Here is an 18419-nt window from a genome sequence, read left to right as displayed (position 1 = left end):
GGGGAATAGGTTAAATAGGCTCAGCTTATTGTGCCGTTACACTGGCATTGTCGAAGAAGGATTGCGTATTGAGCGTTCCAACACCAACCTTGCCTGAGTTAAACGCTGTGTCTTGAACCTTATTGAACAAGGAGGTGGCGGTACCATTCTTATTGCCAGTCACGGTGATCAATCCGCCGTTCTCGTAGGTGACGGCAATTTCCGTATAGATTGAATTGGGGATTGGGTAGCTGCCCGAGTAAGAGGCAATTACCGTATCGGTTCCCCCGATTCGTTTGCCGAGCTCCACCGAATTGGCCGTTCCTCCGCCGAATCGGACGAAGTAGGTGTTGTTGATGTCCGTGTAATTGAAATAAACGAAGGTTTTACCATAGTTATCTCCCGAGTCGGTCTTGAGCTGCACCTTATAGGTGTATTTGTTGGAGGCTGTCGGAGCGGAATATGATTGGTCTTTATAGAAGGCAAACTCCCGGCCGCTCCAATTGGAGAGCTCCAGTTGTGCGAAAGCAAGTGTCACGTTCGTTGCATTGCTGGTCGTCCATCCGTTCAAGCTATTAAAATCGGTTGTCCAGCTGTTCACCACCGGCTGCTCGTTCACCACCACGCTAGCATTGTCGAAGAACGATTGGGTGTTGGCAGTGCCCAGTCCGATTTTACCAGAGGTAAAAGTGGTATCCTGTACACGGTCGAACAATGTAGTCATCGTGCTGCCCTTCGTTCCCGTGATTGTGATATAGCCGCCGTTCTCGTACTTAACCGCGATCTCCGTCATCTGATTATTGGGAATGGGGTAGCTGCCCGGATAAGTGGCAAGCTTGGTCTCTGTTCCGCCGGAGGTTTTAAATAATTCTACTGTGTTAGATGATCCGCCGCCCAACTGAACGAAATAATTGTTGCTGCTGTCCGTGAAGTTGACATATACCCGCGTTTTGCCGTAGTTGTCGCCGGAATCAGATTTCAATTGGACGCGGTATACGTAGTTATTGCCGGCACTCGGTGCGCTGAAGATTTTGCCTGAGTAGAATGCATATTCCTTTCCGCCCCAATTGGAGGATTCCAATAAGCCGTACTGTAGGAATACATTAGACGAGTTGCTGAGTGTCCAGCCTGTAAGATTGCTGAAATCCGTGTTGTACCCGTCGTATGTACTGATTGTAACGCCATTGCTTGATCCTGAGGTGTTGAGTCCAGTATCCTTCGCCTTCACGGTAAAGGTGTATGAGGTGTTGGGTGATAATCCCTTGACGGTGTAAGAGGTGGCACCATAGGTGGAACCAACCTTCGTACTTCCTTGATAAATGTCATATTCCATCACCCTCACATTGTCGGAAGAGGAGGTCCAGTTGAGGGTCACCGTGGAGGTCGACTTGCCTGTTACGCGAAGGCTGCTTGGTGTGGATGGAGCTGTAGAATCCGTAGCACTGAATGTAGATGGCGCTAGTGGAGCACGGGGGGTTCCGCCTCCGCCAATGCTGTTCGGACCATTGTTGTCAATCAGCTTCATGGCCGTAATTAGCTTATTGTTGTCATCCCACCAGTCTTTCGCACCGCCGGACGCTCCCGAACCTTGTTGGGCGTCGTAGCCTGTTACTTCGGAAAATTCCTTGTATGCCTCTAAATCCATATCCCATGCATAGGAGTCCCAACCGGTATCGTCCGCAAGATAGGCGCCATAATCCTGAAGGGCATGGAACAGTTTCTTAGCTGCATCCGTTTTCAAACCAAGACTTGCTTCCGTGACCGAAGGCGCAATGGCTACTAGCGATCCCATCTCCAGCTTCGGATTGGAACCAAAATATTGCGTTGGCGCACCGGCGTCTGCTCGGTCAGCCGGCCAGCGGTAGCCCGGAGTCGGGTCGGAAGCATTGTAGTACAAATAAGTGCCCCAAATATTGAATTTTAAAGCATGGTGCAGCGGTTCGGGCGACCAAAGCTCGCCGTGGCGGATCGATCCGCCGAAGCCCGAGAGCCCGGAGCCGAAATGGGTACCGTAATAACCCGTGCTGGTCAGCTGTGTATCGTTGGTCGGGTTTCGGTATCCCCAAACATCCCCTCCGGCTACATCGCGGCACATCGGCTCCAACTGCACGATCGTGTTCCCGTCGGGCTGCAGGATCGAGGATACATTATTCGGTGTCTCATAGTTTCCGTTGGCCACTCTCGCATCTGGGACAATCACATCGTTAGGCAGATACATGGTACCTTGGGGATCCTTCGACCCCGTGCAGCGGTATTTCCAATCGTTCGGAGCATAAATGGTCTTGACCGGGTCCGTGCTCTTGGCTTTGAATTTATACTCCCAATCCACGGCCATATAATTGGTTGCACCTGCCGGAAGATTGATGTCTGTATAGACTGCATTGGAACCGATGGGCATATTCCAAATGCTGTCAGGTGTAAAAGGCCACAGCCAAGGATCACGGGACGTTGCGGCGCTGGCTGGAGTGACGACGACCGTAAAGGCGGATGCTATTAATACAGCTGTGGACATGACAGAACCTAGACGACGCAATCTGGAACGACTTTCATACATGAACATTCCTCCTTGAATATGTTTTTGGTTTTTTACAAACGGAGTTGAGTGACGACGGCCTTCCGTTTATTTGAACTCGAGATCACCTCCTTACAAAATATACATCTTTTAAAAAAGAATGCGCTTTCTATTTTTATTAATTAAAAGATGCCATCTTTGGTTATGACAACTTTTAATGGGGATATTGCAATAAATATACTGGATACTTCTACCATTATATATAATAAATTTCGGATTTTTATATAATAAAATGGTGTTTCTTTAAGTCGGAATGAGTTTCGCATACTCCTCTTCCTCTAGCATACGGACCAGATTCGAATAGACAGTTCCTTCCTCCATCAATGTATCATAAGGCTCCTGAAATACGATGTTGATCTTCTTCATCCAGGCGCTGTTATGATAATCCTTGAGCGGTTTGCCATTTACAAGAATCTGTCCTTTCGACGGTTCATAGAAGCCCATTAGAAGTTGTGCTATCGTTGACTTTCCGCCGCTTTCGCTGCCTGTTCCACCTCCAACTCTGTCGCATCGGGGCGTCCAAATCGAATATTTGAAATTCCTATAATTTCCAATTATAAAGTTTAATTGATGGGGCGACGATAGTAATTTTTGGTGTTTGATAACACAAATCGGTGGTTATTGAACAAGAAGAACCGACTCCAAAGTGAAGGCCGATTCTTCTTCTATTCATATTGGATTATGCCCCTCTGTCATGGGGAACCGTTACTTGTACGCTAACATTTGTGGTATAACCCGCCATGTCTGTGACGGTATAGATAATGGTATAGATTCTGCCTGTTCCGCTGCCATCGCGTGCAGCAAGGAGCTGGAAGTCCGTGTCGCCGGTTCCATAATTAGCTCCTACGATATCCGTGGACGGATTCATGCTGCTCTCATTGGCGGTAATGGATGTAAGGACATAGGATTTGATTCCGGACGCAGCATCCGTCGGGTTGACCTTGACACCCACGGATATAAGTTTATTATTGGGGGACCATAGCACCGGTTTATCCACAGTCACAGCAGCAGTGGGGAGCGTACGGTCCAATTGAATCGTGTTGGATTGAACGGCTTCCATATTGCCCGAAGTGTCCGTGCTGTAGTAATCCACTTGATAGACACCATCTGCCAAGCCGGCCAGTACGTTCCCGCCGGAATAAGAAGTCCATGCACCACCGTTTATTCGGTATGTAGTGCTAGTGACAGACACGTTATCCGTGGCCGACAGGGTCATTGTCACATTAGATACATACCAACCGTTCGTTCCATTCGGTGCGGCAGGATCAATTTGAACCGTGGTGACCGGCGGAGTTGTATCCTTCGTACCAACCGCAAGCTCAATACTGGCTGCGGATGCATTGCCTGCAGCATCCCTCGCAAGCACTGTAAAATGATATAGAGTTCCTTCACTCAGCCCGCTGATGGTCGCTTTCGGTTCGGTTGCAGTTGCTGTGAGCGCCCCGTCACGATAAACCTCATACGTTACAGTACCGTTATCATCCGTCGATGCGTCCCACGCCAAGTCTATGGACTTGCCAGTTTGAGCCGTCGATACCAGATGAGCCGGTACGGTAGGAGGCGTCACATCAGCGAACCCGCCGATGGTGAAGTTGTCGAAGAAGGCATAGTTATATTGGGCGCCGAAGCCTACGTACCCGTCTGGGTATGTGTTGTCCTTCACGCCACTTATTAACACCGTTTCTAAACCATTCTTGATGCCAGTCACCGTAATGGTTCCGGTGGCAACCTTAACTTTCAGTGTTGCACCATTCTTTACATCGTACCCTGACCGATAGGAACCGAGAACGGTTTCGCTTCCGTTAACGAGCTTCTTCAGGACGACGGGATCTGTAGCCTGACCTCCCCCTTCGAGTACATACGTATTCTTGCTATCCTTATACCCGAAGAGTAGTCTGGTCACATTGTACTGCCCTGTCCCCCATGCACTAACGTCCACCTGGATGCTGTAGCTGTTGGCATACAGGCTGCCCTTATAAATGGCTTCTGCCGCTCCTCCCCAATTGCCAAGCTGTAAGGAGTTATATTGTACAGTGGAGCTGCTGTCCAAGATCCAGGAAGCGATATTCCCACTGTTAAAATTATTGGCATACGGCTGGTTCACCGGTACACTGTCGGTCGTAACACTCGCTGTGTTGCTGGCTTCAGATACATTGCCCGCATCGTCCAGTGCTTTCACCGTAAAGGTATAGTTTGTGGCTGGTGACAGCCCTGTCACTTTGTATGTCTTTTGGCTTCCGTTGACGCTGGCCAAGTATTGGCCGTTACGGTAAATCGAGTAGCCGCTTACACCCACCTCATCGGTTGAAGCCGTCCAAGTCAGATCAGCCGTGGTCAACCCTTGGTTTGCAACGGTCAGATATGACGGAGCGGTTGGAGGCGTCGTATCTTGGACAGGCGTTAGGATCGAGACGGAAATATTGTCAAAGTACGCGTAGTTCCACTGCGCGCCACCCCCTATAGTCCCCTCGGTCAAGCTCTTATCCACCACCCGATCAAAGAGAGTGGTATACGTATCACCCATTTTGCCAATGACGGTAATGGATCCCTGGTTGTAACGGATCTCTATGGTAGCGCCTAGCTGCAGAAGGTACGCATTGTAGGTGCCGAGAACGGTCTCTGTGCCGCCAACCACCTTTTTCAACTGAACGGAACTTGAGGCCCCGCCTCCTGCTTCTATTAAGTACGTATTCTGATCATTGGTGTAGTTAAAAAACATTCTCAGGAAATTAGACTTATCGCTGCCGTTGCCGCTGACGTCTGCCTTATAGACGTAGCTGCCTGAGAATTTACCAGCTGCGTAATAGGCGCTTGATGCACCGTTCCAGTTGCCGGTCTGAAGCTTTTTATTGGAGACAGAGGCTGAATTCAACACCCATCCGATTGCTTGACCATCGTCAAAATTAATCGCGTATTGCTGATTGACCAGGATGTCAGTGGTTCGGATCGTAAGTGGAGCAGTTGCGGCTGATACATTGCCTGCTCCATCCTTCGCCTTGATAGTGAAGCTGTATGTGGTGGCCGGTGTCAACGACCCTGCAGTGAAGGTTGTATTGAGGGTCGTGCCGATCAAAGTGCCATCACGGTATATCTGATACTCTGCGATTCCGCTGACATCCGTCGTACCTCTCCAGTTCAAAATGATAGAGTTGTAGGTTTGGGAAGGCGATGTCAAATTAACAGGCACAGGAGGAGGTGTCACGTCCGGGTCCGTATTCGGGCTATCCATAAGCACCGAAACATCATCGGCAAGCGATTCCGTATTGAGGGCAGCAACGCCCACTTTGCCAGACGTGAAGGTGGTATCCGTCACGGGATTGATTAATGTGGTACGGGTCGATCCTCTAACGCCAGTGACACTGATGATGCCGCCTGATTCATACTTAATCTCGATGGTCGGCCAATCCCAATTGTTTATCGGGAAGGATACTGCTGATGTAGCTAGCGTTTTCGTAACTCCGGCAGTACGCTTGTTTAAGGTAATTGTGTTGGTGCTGCCCCCGCCGATCTCCACATAGTAGGTGTTGTCAGTGTCCTGGTAATTGAAATAGGCCCGGCTTTTACCGTTATTATCCGCAGCTATTGATTGGAATTTGATACTGTATTTATAATAGCCACCCTGGATGGCAAACAACCTGTTGTCATAGATCGCCGTAGCGGAGCCGCCCCAGTTCGTCATCTTCAGATGGCCGTATTCCAAGGTGCTGTTGCTGCTAAGTGACCAACCTTGGGCCGTATTATCATTGAAGTTATTGAAATATCCGTCGAAGGTTCGTACGGTGATTTCATTACTGTATGTCGAAGGATTCAAGCCTGTATCCAGTGCTTTCACTTTGAATGTGTATTCGGTATTCTTGGCAAGTCCTTTTACCGTAAAGCTAGTTTTACCGTAGGTTTCGCCCACCTTTTTGCCATTATTGTAAATGTCGTACTCCATGATGGCATTGTTATCGGTGGAAGGCGCCCATGAGAGGGTAACCGAATTCGTGGTTTTATCGGATAAGACCAAGCTGCCCGGAGCAGTAGGAGCAATTTCGTCCGTCGGTCCGAAATTAGGGTCGGCCAGCGATACACGCGGAGTACCGCCGCCGCCAACGCTGGTCGGGCTATTATTATTGATAATGGCCAATGCTTTGATCAGCGCCACATTGTCCTTGTACCAATCCCCTGCCGATCCGGTTGAACCTGATCCGGCATCGAACCCGTAACCAAATTTCTCTTGGAATTCACCATAGGCATTCTTATCCATATCCCAACCGTAAGAGTCCCAGCCCGTATCGTCCGCTATATAAGCACCATAGTCCTGCAGAGCCTTAAATAATTTTAATCCCGCTTGTGTCTTCAACCCAAGCTGTTCAGCCGTTGTGGAAGGTGGGATCGCTAGCAGCGCGCCCATTTTGAAACGCGGGTCTGTCCCATGGTATTGCGTTGGAGCGCCGCTATCTGCACGATCCGCAGGCCAGCGGTAGCCCGGCGTGGTATCTTTCGCGTTATAGTACAGATAATTGCCCCATACGTTAAATTTAATCGCATGTTTAATGGAATTGCTGCCGGTCAGTTCGCCAAAGCGGATAGATCCGCCGAAACCGGAAAGGCCTGAGCCCCAATGGGTGCCGTTGATGCCTTTTTGGAATATATCCTGATCTGGTGTATATCGATACCCGTATACTGGCCCTCCCTCCACATTCCGGCACATGGGCTCCAGCTGTACCAACGTATGACCGTCCGGTTGCAGAATGCCGGTGACAGCGTTTGGTGTGTAGTAGATGCCGCCTGTCGTGATCGCATCGTCAACAATTGCATCATCCGGCACATACATGGTTCCTTGTGGATCGTTAGTACCCGCACAGCGGTTAGTCCAGCTGTTCGGTGCATAGATGGTCCGGATCGGATCTGTCGCCTTCGCCTTGAACTTCAGTTCAACGTCGGCTGCCATGTACATATTCGGTGACACGGGAAAGTATCCCTGAGCTTGATAATCGGCATTGGAGCCTATGGGCGTGTTCCAGATGCTATCTTGGGAGAACGGTTCAAGCCAAGGATCACGGTCAGCGTAGGCAATACCGGAGCCTGCCAGCAAAATGCCGGCTAGGGCGAGTATGGGAGCTGTAAAACGAAATATCTTCTTACGTTTCTTGTCATTCATGTTATCAATTATGCCTCCTCAGTTCTTGTAGGGTCATCAAGCTACTCCTGCTGTTATCTAGCTGACGGAAACAGGCGCTTTGGGACACCACCTCCTACTTGAAGTAATATGGCAAAATCATGAAAAATCACCCCAGGGACAAAATCTGGTTCATCAAGCGTTTGTAATTCCGGCCGTCAGAATTGACCCGCTGGCTGCCCGTACAAATCACAATCACGGAGTCCAAACCGGGATCCACAGCGAACATGCAGCCGCTGAAACCGTTGTGTCCGACAGCGTTCGGTGTATGCAAATCGGCAAAACAGCGGTGAACGTCGATGTTGGTAGTCCTGTGAAGATCACGTTCGGTTTTCTTCCAGAAAACAGGGGTCCTGCCGAACACGCCGCCTGTCACTTCCCGGAACATCAGGTCCACGGTGGATTCCGCGTAAATCTTCTTGCCTTCCCACTCTCCCCCTTGGAGAAGCATCTGTCCAAACCGGAGCAGCTCCTCTGGGTTACTGTACAATCCGCTGTCTCCCGTTATGCCCAGGCCCATCTTGTCCGCATCTGTTTCCATAGTGTCAGGGTGAAGAGGCACGATAGCCGAACGGGTAAGGGCTTCGGAGAAGGTGGTACATTCCATGCCAAGAGGTTCAAACAGCATCATACGGGCGAACATCTCCAGGGAGCAGCCAGATACCCGCTCCAGCACGTCCATCAGAATGGAATATCCAAAGGAAAAATAAACATTGCGTTCACCCATCGGATAACCCAGCCGGTCAATGGCGTAAATGGCGTTCAGATATTCCCTCTCAGTGCCGCTTTTCGGCCATGTTATGGACGTATTTTCATCGAACCCCGCCGTATGGACAAGCAGATGCAGGAGCTCTACCTCGCTGAATCGGAACTCGGGGATAAACCGCTGAACCGGATCATGCAAGGTGATTTCACCCAGCTCCAGCAGCTTCATTAGCAGGGCTGCTGTAATTGGCTTCGTTACCGATCCAACATTGAACAGTGAATCGTTGTTCAATGTTTGCCCGCTGACCTCCCCTGCGACATAACGGACCGTGGGAACTCCTCTTCTGTCTGCTGCGACAGAGATGCCGGTGGCCAAACCCACTTTCACCCACTCCTCGAACGTGTTCATAACTCTGGCCTGCCGAAGGCTGATCATAGAGTAACCTTTCCTTCCTTATAAAATCTCCAACCGAAAAAATGAGCCTAGTCCACTGGAATCGCAATAGCCAATCGGCATAGGCCATTCATTTTTATTCTTTGACTGCCCCGAGAACGATCCCTTTAACGAAATGACGCTGGAGAAACGGATACACAATCAAGACCGGCACCGCCGCAATGAAGATCTGTGCGGCCTTGATCGACCTTTGTGTCAACTTCTCCATATCGTTGGCGCTTTGGATAAGCTTGCTCAAATCCTTTTCTACTACGATGGTTTGGAGATAGGTCGCCAATGGGTAATTGCTGGGCTTCGTTACGTAGATCAAACCGTCAAACCAGCTATTCCAATGGCCCACGATCGTGAATAGCGACAGGGTGGCGATGGCAGGCATGGATATCGGAAGATATACGTTCCACATTGTTTGAAGATGGTTTGCCCCGTCAATCAAGGAAGCTTCCTCCAGCTCCTTCGGAACATTCCGATAAAAATTCATGAGCATAATCATGTTGAACACTGAGACGGCTCCAGGAAGCACCAATGCCCAAATGGAATTCATTAGATGCAGCTTAGTTATCAGGATATACGAGGGAATAATCCCCCCGTTGAAGAGCATCGTAAAGACGAAGAACCACATAAAGATGGAACGGAAGCGGAACACATTCCTTTCCTTGGACAAGGGATAAGCGCCCACAAGAATGACTAGCATGCCAACCGTGGTTCCCAGTACGACTCGTTCCACCGACACGAGTATGGAGTTGATGAACGCTGGGTTTGCCACTGTTTTGCGGTACGCATCCAGGTTAAAGTCGATTGGCCACAGGTTGACTAAATTGCCGCTGACCGCCGCCTTCCCGCTGAAGGATACAGCCAGCACGTGGATCATGGGCAGGATGCACATGATGGACAGGATGGCGAGGAGCAGCGTATTGCATATGGCGAAAATCCGGTAAGATTTTGATTTATAGTACATGGTGCAACCCTCCTTAAAATATCCGGTAATTACCGTAGCGGTAGGCCAACCGGTAACTGATGACGATGAAGACGGTGGAAATGACTGACTTGAACAACCCGAAGGCAACCCCAAAGCTGAATTGACCGTTCACCAGGCCCATCCGGTACACATACGTGTCGATGATGTCGCCTTTGCTGTATACTAGCGAGCTGTATAGGTTGAAGATCTGGTCAAAGCCAGCATTTAGAATATTGCCGAGGGACAACGTACCCAAAACCATCATAAGGGGAAGCAGACTGGGAACGGTAACATAAAAGGTTTGCTGCAACCGGGATGCCCCGTCGACCTCCGCTGCCTCGTACAGAGAGGGATTGATGCCGGCGAGGGCTGCCAGATAGATAATAGTGGCGAAGCCGAATTCCTTCCACACGTTGCTCACTACGACCGTAAACCGGAACCAATTGCCATCCCCCAAAAAGAAAATCGGCGATACACCGAATTGGCCCAGTATCCGATTGACCAATCCGCCGCTTGGCGAAAGCAAATCAACCAAGATGCCCCCGAGAATAACCCAGGAAAGAAAGTGCGGAAGATAGACTAGGGTCTGAACCCAACGCTTGAAAGCCATGTGGCGGACTTCATTGAGCAAAAGAGCAAAAATGAACGGGGCGACCAATTCAGCAACGATTTTCATACCAGATATCAAAAAGGTATTCCAGATGACTTGCTTCACATCCTTGAAGGCCCATAGACTCCGAAAGTTATCTAGTCCGATCCAGGACGACCCGGTTATCCCTTTCCAAGGCTCGTAATTTTGGAAGGCAATAACGACTCCATACATCGGAGTATAAGCAAAAATCAGGGTCAGAATAACAGCAGGCGCCACCATGAGATATAACAGCCAATTGCGCTGATAAACGCTTGTTTTTTTCTTGCTTATGCTTCCTGTAGTATCCCGCAGCCGGGAGGCAATACTTCCATCCATTTAGGTTCTCTCCTCTTTAATGTTCTTGACATTTATGTTCTTTATGTTTTCATTATAGAAACAGGGTTACGAAAGTTATAGAATAACATTTAGTGATTGATAGTGTTTTTTGGACTATTTAAGGGGGCGGTTGCCATGGAAAGAAAACTTCGTCTCAACACATTTGGAAAAATGTTGATACTTCTGATTGTGCTGCTAATCCCCATTCTCCTTCTATTCACATACACCAATCTGGTTAGCAACCGTGTGGTTAAGGATGTGCTGCAGGAATCCAATCGCAACCGGTTGATGTTCTTCACCCAGCAGCTTAATGCGGAAGTCAGTCAGCTTGCAGTGCTGGGAAACCTGACGGGCCGTGACCCCTCCGTTCAATCACTTGATTTTAAGAGCACTTTTTCGCCCCTTGAGGTCAACAGCCTATATACTACCATTGTTCAGAAGCTCCAGCTCCAATCCATTTCCAGCAAATGGGACAACGACATTCGTATCTACTACCCCCATTCGAACCTGTTGGTTACAGCCCAACCTAATTACACGTCCGGCAGCGAACCCTTCACTCCGGTACCCGGGAACAAGTGGATCTATCAGACCCCGCCCAACGGAGCGCCTCGGTTTATACGGCAGAGTTACGAGCCCTATTATGTCGATACCAATCCGATCAATGCTCTTCACATCACCCAGGTCACCTTTCCGGCGGAAAGCTTGCAGACGGTGCTAGAGCAGTATAATAAAACCGGCAACCGCGGGGAGGTATTCCTATATCAGGATGGACAACTCCCCATATTTTCCCGCAAAGGCTCTTCCGCGGAGTTGGGTCAGCTCCTAGAGATTGTGAGCAAGAGCAAGGATAAATCGTTCACCAACGAAGTCATCAATCTTAATAAAGCCCAGTATCTAATTAATGCAGCACCGATCTCAAGCCTGGAGTGGATTGCCGTTCAGGTTATTCCCATTGCCGAAGTCATTTCCCCTCTAAATGCGAGCCGAAATCTTTTCTATTTCACTGCAGCTTTGACGGTTGCACTCGGGATCATAGCCTTATTGCTGCTCTACCGCAACGTGCAGATCCCAATCAGGGAACTGATTCATGCCGTTCAACGACTGCGCAAAGGAAACTATGGGATACGGGTCCCCGTCCGGTCGGGCATGGACTTCGAGTATCTGTTTCTCAGCTTCAACGAAATGGCCAGTGAAATCCAAGTGCTAATTGAAAATGTCTATGCAGAGAAGCTGCGGTCCCGGGAAGCCACCCTCAAGCAGCTTCAGGCGCAGATTAATCCCCATTTTCTCTACAACTGCTTGTATTACATCATGAATGTGGCGTCGCTTGGGGAAGTGGATGCTGTCATGGCCATGTCTTTAAACTTAGGAGAATACTACCGCTATACAACCCGAGTGGAAAAAACCTCCGCGACATTAAAGGATGAGATTAAACTTGTACACAATTACCTCGCGATTCAGAACCTTCGGATGAAGCGGCTGCACTACAATGTCTTCATCGAAGCGGACATGGAAGGGCTGGAGGTGCCGCGTCTGCTGGTGCAGCCCCTCGTGGAGAATGCGGTCATCCATGGCCTTGAGCCTAAGGTTGGAGATGGATATATCACCTTACATGGAAGGCGCAACGGGAGCTTTTGGCAAATTGCTGTGGAAGATAACGGGGTGGGTATGTCGATCGGGGCCATATCTCGTTTGTCGGAACGACTGCAAAATGAGCTAGAAGGCGATATGGGATGTGGACTTTGGAATGTCCATCAGCGTTTGCGGATTCAATACGGTGACCAGGCCGGCTTACGAATAGAGGCACGGCATAAAGGCGGCATGCGTTTCGTGCTGCAATGGCCGGCATAGAAGGAGTGTAAAATCATGCATCATATTATGATAGTTGACGATGAACATACCGTCGTGGACGGGCTTGCCTACCGTATTCCTTGGGAGGAGGCGGGAATCGGAACTGTCCACAAGGCCTATTCTGGATATGAAGCTCTTGCCATCGCATCCAAGGAATCCGTGGATATCGTGCTGACGGACATTCGGATGCCCGGTATGGACGGACTGGACTTGATCCGGCACATCCGTTTCCTAAAGCCCCGTGCCAAAATTATATTGTTATCCGGCCACGCGGAATTTGAATATGCCCAATCCGCCATCCAGCTGGGAGCAGATCACTATATGATCAAGCCGGTCCGGGACGAAGAGCTGCTCGAGACGCTGATCAGGCTCTCGCAAGAACTTAGTCAGGAATGGGAAGAAATCGCATCGCATCGCCGAGCACTGGCCTCCTTGCAGGAACACACGCCCGCCATTAGAGCCGCCTTGCTGGAAGACCTTCTACATGGCCGCAAATTCAGCGGGAATGCTCTCCAAGAGAAGCTGAAGGACTTAGGGCTTCCCTTCCATTCGGGAGGCGAAGTTTGCGTCATGCTGATTCGATTAGAGGAGCCCTTTCATACCTATGACAGACAATCTCTTTCCTTGATGGAATATGCCATAGGAAATATTGCAGAAGAAATTATGCGGGATACTTGCCAGTTATGGCTCGGAAAGGAATCCCACGATTATCTTGTTCTACTTGTCAAAGGGCATTCCTCCAATAAGCCTGCGGACCATACAGGTACCGGCTCCAAGCCCAATCTGGAGCTCATGGCGGGTACCCTTCAGGAGAACGTCAAGAAGTATCTGCATGGAGATGTATCCATCGCCTTGAGCTCTTGGGGTCTCTTCCCCCACCATTTGCCTGAGTGTTATCAGAAGGTGCTGCTTGAGATGAGAAGGAACGTAAGCAGTGTTGGCGGCCTCCTGATAGCAACCCATCCGGAGTACCCGAAACCTGAACAGGAAACCAAGGGTATGCAATCATTGTATGAGCCCCCTACACTGTTGAACTTGCTGGAAGCAGGACGATGGGATGCCGCTATGGAACGGCTTGACGATATCTTCACCGAACTTGAAGCCCATTGGCAGCACTCCCAGGAGCATTGGCTTGAGGTGGGTTCCACGTTGCTCTCCACTTACTTGAATTTGGCCCATAAAAACGGCAAGCGGCTCCATGAACTGTCAGGAGATACCTTTAACCCTCTACTGGAGCAGGACAAAATCCGATCGATTAAGCAGTTGCGGCAAGCTTCAGTCGAACAGCTCCAACGGTTGCGGCAGGATATGGAACAGGAAACCCGATCGGCGCGCAGCAGCCTGGTTGCCCAAATCCAGCTATATGTGGAGCAGCATTTATCTGAGGACGTTTCCCTTCAAGCCATAGCCGACCAAGTTTTCCTTAATCCCGGTTATCTCTCTAAAATCTTTAAGCTGGAAACCGGTGAGAACATCAGTGACTACCTGTACCGTCTCCGTATGGACCGAGCCGTAGTCATGCTTCAACAAACGCCTATGAAGATCTATCAGATCAGTGAGAAGCTCGGTTATCAGAATACCCCTTATTTCATCAAGGTGTTCAAAAAATACTTCGGTGTCACTCCCCAGGAATACCGGGACCGTCAATAGTGATTGTGTATAAGGCACCCAACAGCGCAAAGAGCTATCCCCCGAGCGGCACGTTAGCTTGGAGGATAGCTCTTTATTCGTTCTATTTTATTTATTGGCAATATTGGCTTGGTACCATTCATTAACTTCCTTCGCATATTGTTCGTAACCAGCCGCCTTGTAATCACTGATGAACTTGTCATAGGAGTCTACGGGCTGTTTACCGTATATAATATTGATCCATGTTTCGGTCTTCATTTTGTCAAGCATACTACCCTTGGATTGACGGGTCGATGTTGCAGGAACTCCGGCTGCCAAGTCAGTCTGCGGATAACCCTTCGCTTTGGCGTCAAGAATGATTTTCGCAGCAGCGATGCTAGGATCATCTAGACCACCCATAAATTTCACTTCAAGCGGAGTTTCCGGCTTGCCACCGGACGTGAATTTGGTCATGATCTTGATCCAAGAATCTGGCAGGTTAAAATCCTTCGGAATGGAATAGCGCACAACGTCCAGATAGTTCGGAACCTTGGCCTTGTCGTTTGTCGGCTTACCGTCCACAACAGCCCAGTCATAGTTTTCCGCCAAGCCATACTCGTACTTGGAGCCCTTCTTCGGGTTCAGGTAATTCTCATAGAACCAGTTCAAGTACACAGGGACGGCTTCGGGATGCTTAGACACCTTGCTGACCATGATAACACGGCCATTGGTAGCGTTATTGGTACCGTAAGAGGTTTTGCCATCCGGGCCAACAGGAAGCGGATAAGGCTTGAATTCAGCAGTCGGCACGTTCTTCTTCAGATCCGGGAACGGCCAGACAGACAGCCAGTGGTTGCCTACGATCATACCTGCTTTGCCTGCGTTGAACAGCTCTCCTGCCTTCATCTCATCGAATACGCCGGCATCCTGCGGAATATAGCCTTTGCTGACCCAGCCCGAAAGCTTTGTCAACGCCTGCTTGGCAGCAGGGGTGATGATTGTCTCCATCAGCTTGCCGTCCGAACCTTTGCTCCAGCCGCCATGCACGCCGTAAGCGCCGAACACGAAGCCGTAGTCACCCATCCAGCGACCGATCGTTGAATCCTTAAGTGCTGCGGAGAGGCCGAAGGTATCCGCTTTGCCGTTGCCATCAGGGTCCTGCTTGGTGAAGGCTTCTAGTACAGCATCCATCTCATCAATGGTCGTCGGTGCTTTCAAATTTAGCTTTTTTAGCCAATCCTCACGGATCCACAGCACATCGTCCCCAGCGTTTACTGTATTAAGCATCGGGAATCCGTATTTCTTCCCGTTAATCGTGGATAAGTTCCATGATTCTGGATGAGCCGCCACGGCTTCCTTCCAAGTCGGGCCTGCATATTTATCGAATAGATCACCGACCTCACGGTATTTCCCTGAATCTACCATCTGCTTCATCAGAGTGGTATCGTCCACCATGACGATTTCAGGCATTTCTTCGTTGGCTGTAAACGACAACCGAAGCTTTTCTTTGTAAGCGTCGCCCGTTGATGCAGTCCAGAGATACTTCATTTGGATCCCAGTATCAGCCGCTATCGTCTTGTCCAATACGTTATTCTCGATGGACTCACCTTGCTTGAACTTGTTGTCGCCTTCCACCCATTTGACAGCTGTCAAGGTGATTGGCGGATCGAACTTGCCGTTGAACGTAGTAGGTGTGCTAGTAGCCGCAGAGGAAGGGCTGCTTGTTGAAGATGTATCACTGCCCTTACTGCAAGCAGCTAGCACCGTACCCGTGCTTATTGCAAGAGCTAGCAAGGAAATCACTTGTTTCTTTACCGTTTTTTTCAATTTCTTACCCCCCAGAAAATTAGTTTGGCTGATGGATTGCCCCAATCCTATTAAGAGAAGCGCAATGCCTGATTTCATCGTATCGCAAGGGGAGCAGGTTGAAAATAACAGTTTAAGGTGATTGTATACTACTTTTTGGTCGAAAATAAAGCCCTTTCATTTTAAAGACATCCCCATATATAGCCAAAAAATGATATATACCACCAAAAAGAATAACTACAAGCCATCCTTATAGGCAAAACATTGTAACGCCTAGTTTGAAGGCAACAATATGGACAAAAAGAGCAGCCTAAGCTGCCCTTTCCGTACCTGGGTTTGCGACATTCCGGTAACTGTGTCAACAAGGATCATGTGCCTGCTTCGACTAATTCCTTAAATAGGCCGCAATCGATGCCAACCTCTCTTCGGTCACAGCCTGGTCGGAGAAATCTTCCAGACTGAGCCAACCGTCATATCCAATATTTTTCAAGTCAACCAGCAACTGCTTCAAATCAGCTGCTCCCTCCTGAATGGGCGCCGGCTCCGCTTTCCAGCGAACACCCTCAACTGATGGTTCGCAAACCCACCTAGCATTCTTGATATGGACATGAGCCAGATATTCACCAAGAATCTCAAGTCCCATCTTGTAATTCTCATAGCCTTCAAAAACCATATTCCCGGCATCATGAATGACTCCAATACAGCTAGGATCCATTCCCTCTACAAGACGTCTTGCCCCAGAGGCGCTGGTTGCGATATTGCCCATGTGTATCTCGATTAGCCCCTTAATTCCATACTTCCGACTTAGGGACTGTACGCCCTCCAGATAGGAGCGTCCTTCAGCTAGCAGCTCCTGGTATTTGCGGCTCCGGTCATAGGCGGGTACTCCCACTCGGATAGACGGAGCACCAAGTGCGATTGCAATAAGCATATCCCGTTCCACAGCAGACAAATCCCCCGTCGGAAGGTAACTTCCTAGATTGGGCACCGTAAGTCCTCTGCGCTCCGTCTCGGACCGGAGTCCTTCCAAGAACTGCATGTCCGAATCTACATCCACTGTAGATCTGTTATTTCCCCAAAAGGAAGGCTCTTCCGCAGCCAAAGCAGGATTGACTTTGGCCACTCTCCATTCCACACCGTCGTATCCGCTTCTTTTTAAAATATCCAATGATTGCTCCAAGGTACAGTGAGGCAGCATTACAGTAAAAAGTGCAAGTTTCATTTTCTATTTCCTCCATGGTTTATTCCATTTTCACGTTCTCATAGACTTGCTCCTGAATTTGGGTTTCCGCATGGGAACGCATATCCTGAATCAGCAGCTCGAATTTTTCATCAAGCAGCCTGTTTTTAATCTGCTCCTTCACTAGGTGGAAGGCTTGCACATCCCCCGTACTTTTTTGGGTCAATCGAAAGACGACAATTTCTCCCGAAATCATCAATACCGGGCTAAGACCACCTTGTTCCAGTTTGTCCGCCCAATCCAGCAGCTCGGGATATTCCACCTGATCGGAGCGTCTATTCTTAGGCTCAAAGGTAAGCTCCTGGTGTTTGATGCGCAGATTGCTTATGCCGTTGGCATTCTCATTCCATTTGGCAGCTGCTCCCGCAAGATCTTCCCCCTTGCTTGCTTGGAGGTACAGGTTGTTCATAGCCGATTCAGCCTCCGCCTTTAACCCAAGTTCGATGCCTCCATCTTTTCCAAGAAAGGGAATGGAATAACGATCCATTCTAATCAATCCAGGAAGTCTGAACCCCTCCGAACCTTGTGATTGGTAGCTGACTTCCGCCTCCTTGTCCGTTACGACAAGCAGGGATTGTGATAGAACTTGCTTCAATTGGATAAGCATATTGCTGCGCAGATAAGAAGCGTATGTCTTTTCATCATATTGCATGAGTCCGTAAATCGGCTTGCCTTGTTTGACCGCCTCTGCACGCCTCTTATTTTCTTTAATTAGTTTTTGATGTAGGTCATCGGTGCTGCTTATATAATCTATCCCATATTGGACAGCCAACTGCTGCTCCAACTTCTCCCGTACCAAGTCATCCAGAGCAAGCTTTCGGATATACGCCAGTGGATTCTCATTTCCGAATCGCCTATCCCAAAAGTCACGGTTTACTTCAGCCTGATAAGTGCGCTTGAAGTATTGAACGGTATCATTTCGCAAGTAAGACATTCGGGTCTCCAAGTCTTCCGCGGTAATCCCGGTATCGTTGACTTTCGCCACGATGGCGTATTTATCCATCCCTGTATGGGAGAGAGTTACCCATGCAGATATAACGCCCACAGCCGCCATACCTACAATCCATGGTACCATTTTCCACTTCATCTTCCTAGGTGGCATGGCAGTTCCCCCTCAG

The 18419-nt window shown here is 49.3% G+C and carries 11 protein-coding genes; 2 read left to right on the top strand and 9 right to left on the bottom strand.

Going from position 1 to position 18419, the window contains the following annotated elements:
- Nucleotides 1-25 precede the first annotated feature (25 nt).
- The 6 genes from MJB10_RS07805 to MJB10_RS07780 form a co-directional block, all read right to left on the bottom strand.
- Nucleotides 26-2533, bottom strand: a complete 2508-nt coding sequence (locus MJB10_RS07805; RefSeq protein WP_314803210.1) for a fibronectin type III domain-containing protein — start codon at nt 2531-2533, stop codon at nt 26-28.
- Between the two features lie 261 nt (nt 2534-2794).
- A complete protein-coding gene (locus MJB10_RS07800) occupies nt 2795-3076 on the bottom strand; it encodes an ATP-binding cassette domain-containing protein (RefSeq protein WP_314805523.1) in 282 nt (93 codons plus the stop codon).
- A 154-nt stretch (nt 3077-3230) separates the two neighbouring features.
- Complete coding sequence (locus MJB10_RS07795; protein ID WP_314803208.1) at nt 3231-7697, bottom strand: fibronectin type III domain-containing protein; 4467 nt, start codon at nt 7695-7697, stop codon at nt 3231-3233.
- A gap of 127 nt (nt 7698-7824) precedes the next feature.
- On the bottom strand, nt 7825-8829 hold the full coding sequence (locus MJB10_RS07790) for a serine hydrolase domain-containing protein (RefSeq protein WP_314803206.1): 1005 nt from the start codon (nt 8827-8829) through the stop codon (nt 7825-7827).
- A 121-nt stretch (nt 8830-8950) separates the two neighbouring features.
- On the bottom strand, nt 8951-9829 hold the full coding sequence (locus MJB10_RS07785; protein ID WP_314803204.1) for a carbohydrate ABC transporter permease: 879 nt from the start codon (nt 9827-9829) through the stop codon (nt 8951-8953).
- 13 nt (nt 9830-9842) lie between these two features.
- Nucleotides 9843-10796 (bottom strand): ABC transporter permease, encoded by a 954-nt coding sequence (locus MJB10_RS07780; RefSeq protein WP_397386580.1) that lies wholly within the window; start codon nt 10794-10796, stop codon nt 9843-9845.
- Between the two features lie 135 nt (nt 10797-10931).
- On the opposite strand from MJB10_RS07780, the gene MJB10_RS07775 reads away from it, so the two are divergent.
- Both MJB10_RS07775 and MJB10_RS07770 read left to right on the top strand, forming a co-directional pair.
- Complete coding sequence (locus tag MJB10_RS07775) at nt 10932-12647, top strand: sensor histidine kinase (protein WP_314803203.1); 1716 nt, start codon at nt 10932-10934, stop codon at nt 12645-12647.
- 15 nt (nt 12648-12662) lie between these two features.
- A complete protein-coding gene (locus MJB10_RS07770) occupies nt 12663-14297 on the top strand; it encodes a response regulator transcription factor (RefSeq protein WP_314803201.1) in 1635 nt (544 codons plus the stop codon).
- An 87-nt stretch (nt 14298-14384) separates the two neighbouring features.
- Here MJB10_RS07770 and MJB10_RS07765 read toward each other — a convergent pair whose 3' ends face one another.
- The 3 genes from MJB10_RS07765 to MJB10_RS07755 all read right to left on the bottom strand — a co-directional run bounded on the left by MJB10_RS07765 (nt 14385) and on the right by MJB10_RS07755 (nt 18403).
- A complete protein-coding gene (locus MJB10_RS07765; protein ID WP_314803199.1) occupies nt 14385-16082 on the bottom strand; it encodes a type 2 periplasmic-binding domain-containing protein in 1698 nt (565 codons plus the stop codon).
- A 364-nt stretch (nt 16083-16446) separates the two neighbouring features.
- A complete protein-coding gene (locus MJB10_RS07760) occupies nt 16447-17283 on the bottom strand; it encodes a sugar phosphate isomerase/epimerase family protein (protein WP_314803197.1) in 837 nt (278 codons plus the stop codon).
- 19 nt (nt 17284-17302) lie between these two features.
- Nucleotides 17303-18403, bottom strand: a complete 1101-nt coding sequence (locus MJB10_RS07755; RefSeq protein WP_314803195.1) for a peptidylprolyl isomerase — start codon at nt 18401-18403, stop codon at nt 17303-17305.
- Nucleotides 18404-18419: the final 16 nt, after the last annotated feature.

Origin of the sequence: Paenibacillus sp. MBLB1832, assembly GCF_032271945.1 — a bacterium.
Lineage (GTDB): Bacteria > Bacillota > Bacilli > Paenibacillales > NBRC-103111 > Paenibacillus_E > Paenibacillus_E roseopurpureus.
Note: the sequence above shows the minus strand (reverse complement) of the source record. Positions and strands in the feature narration are given on the sequence as shown.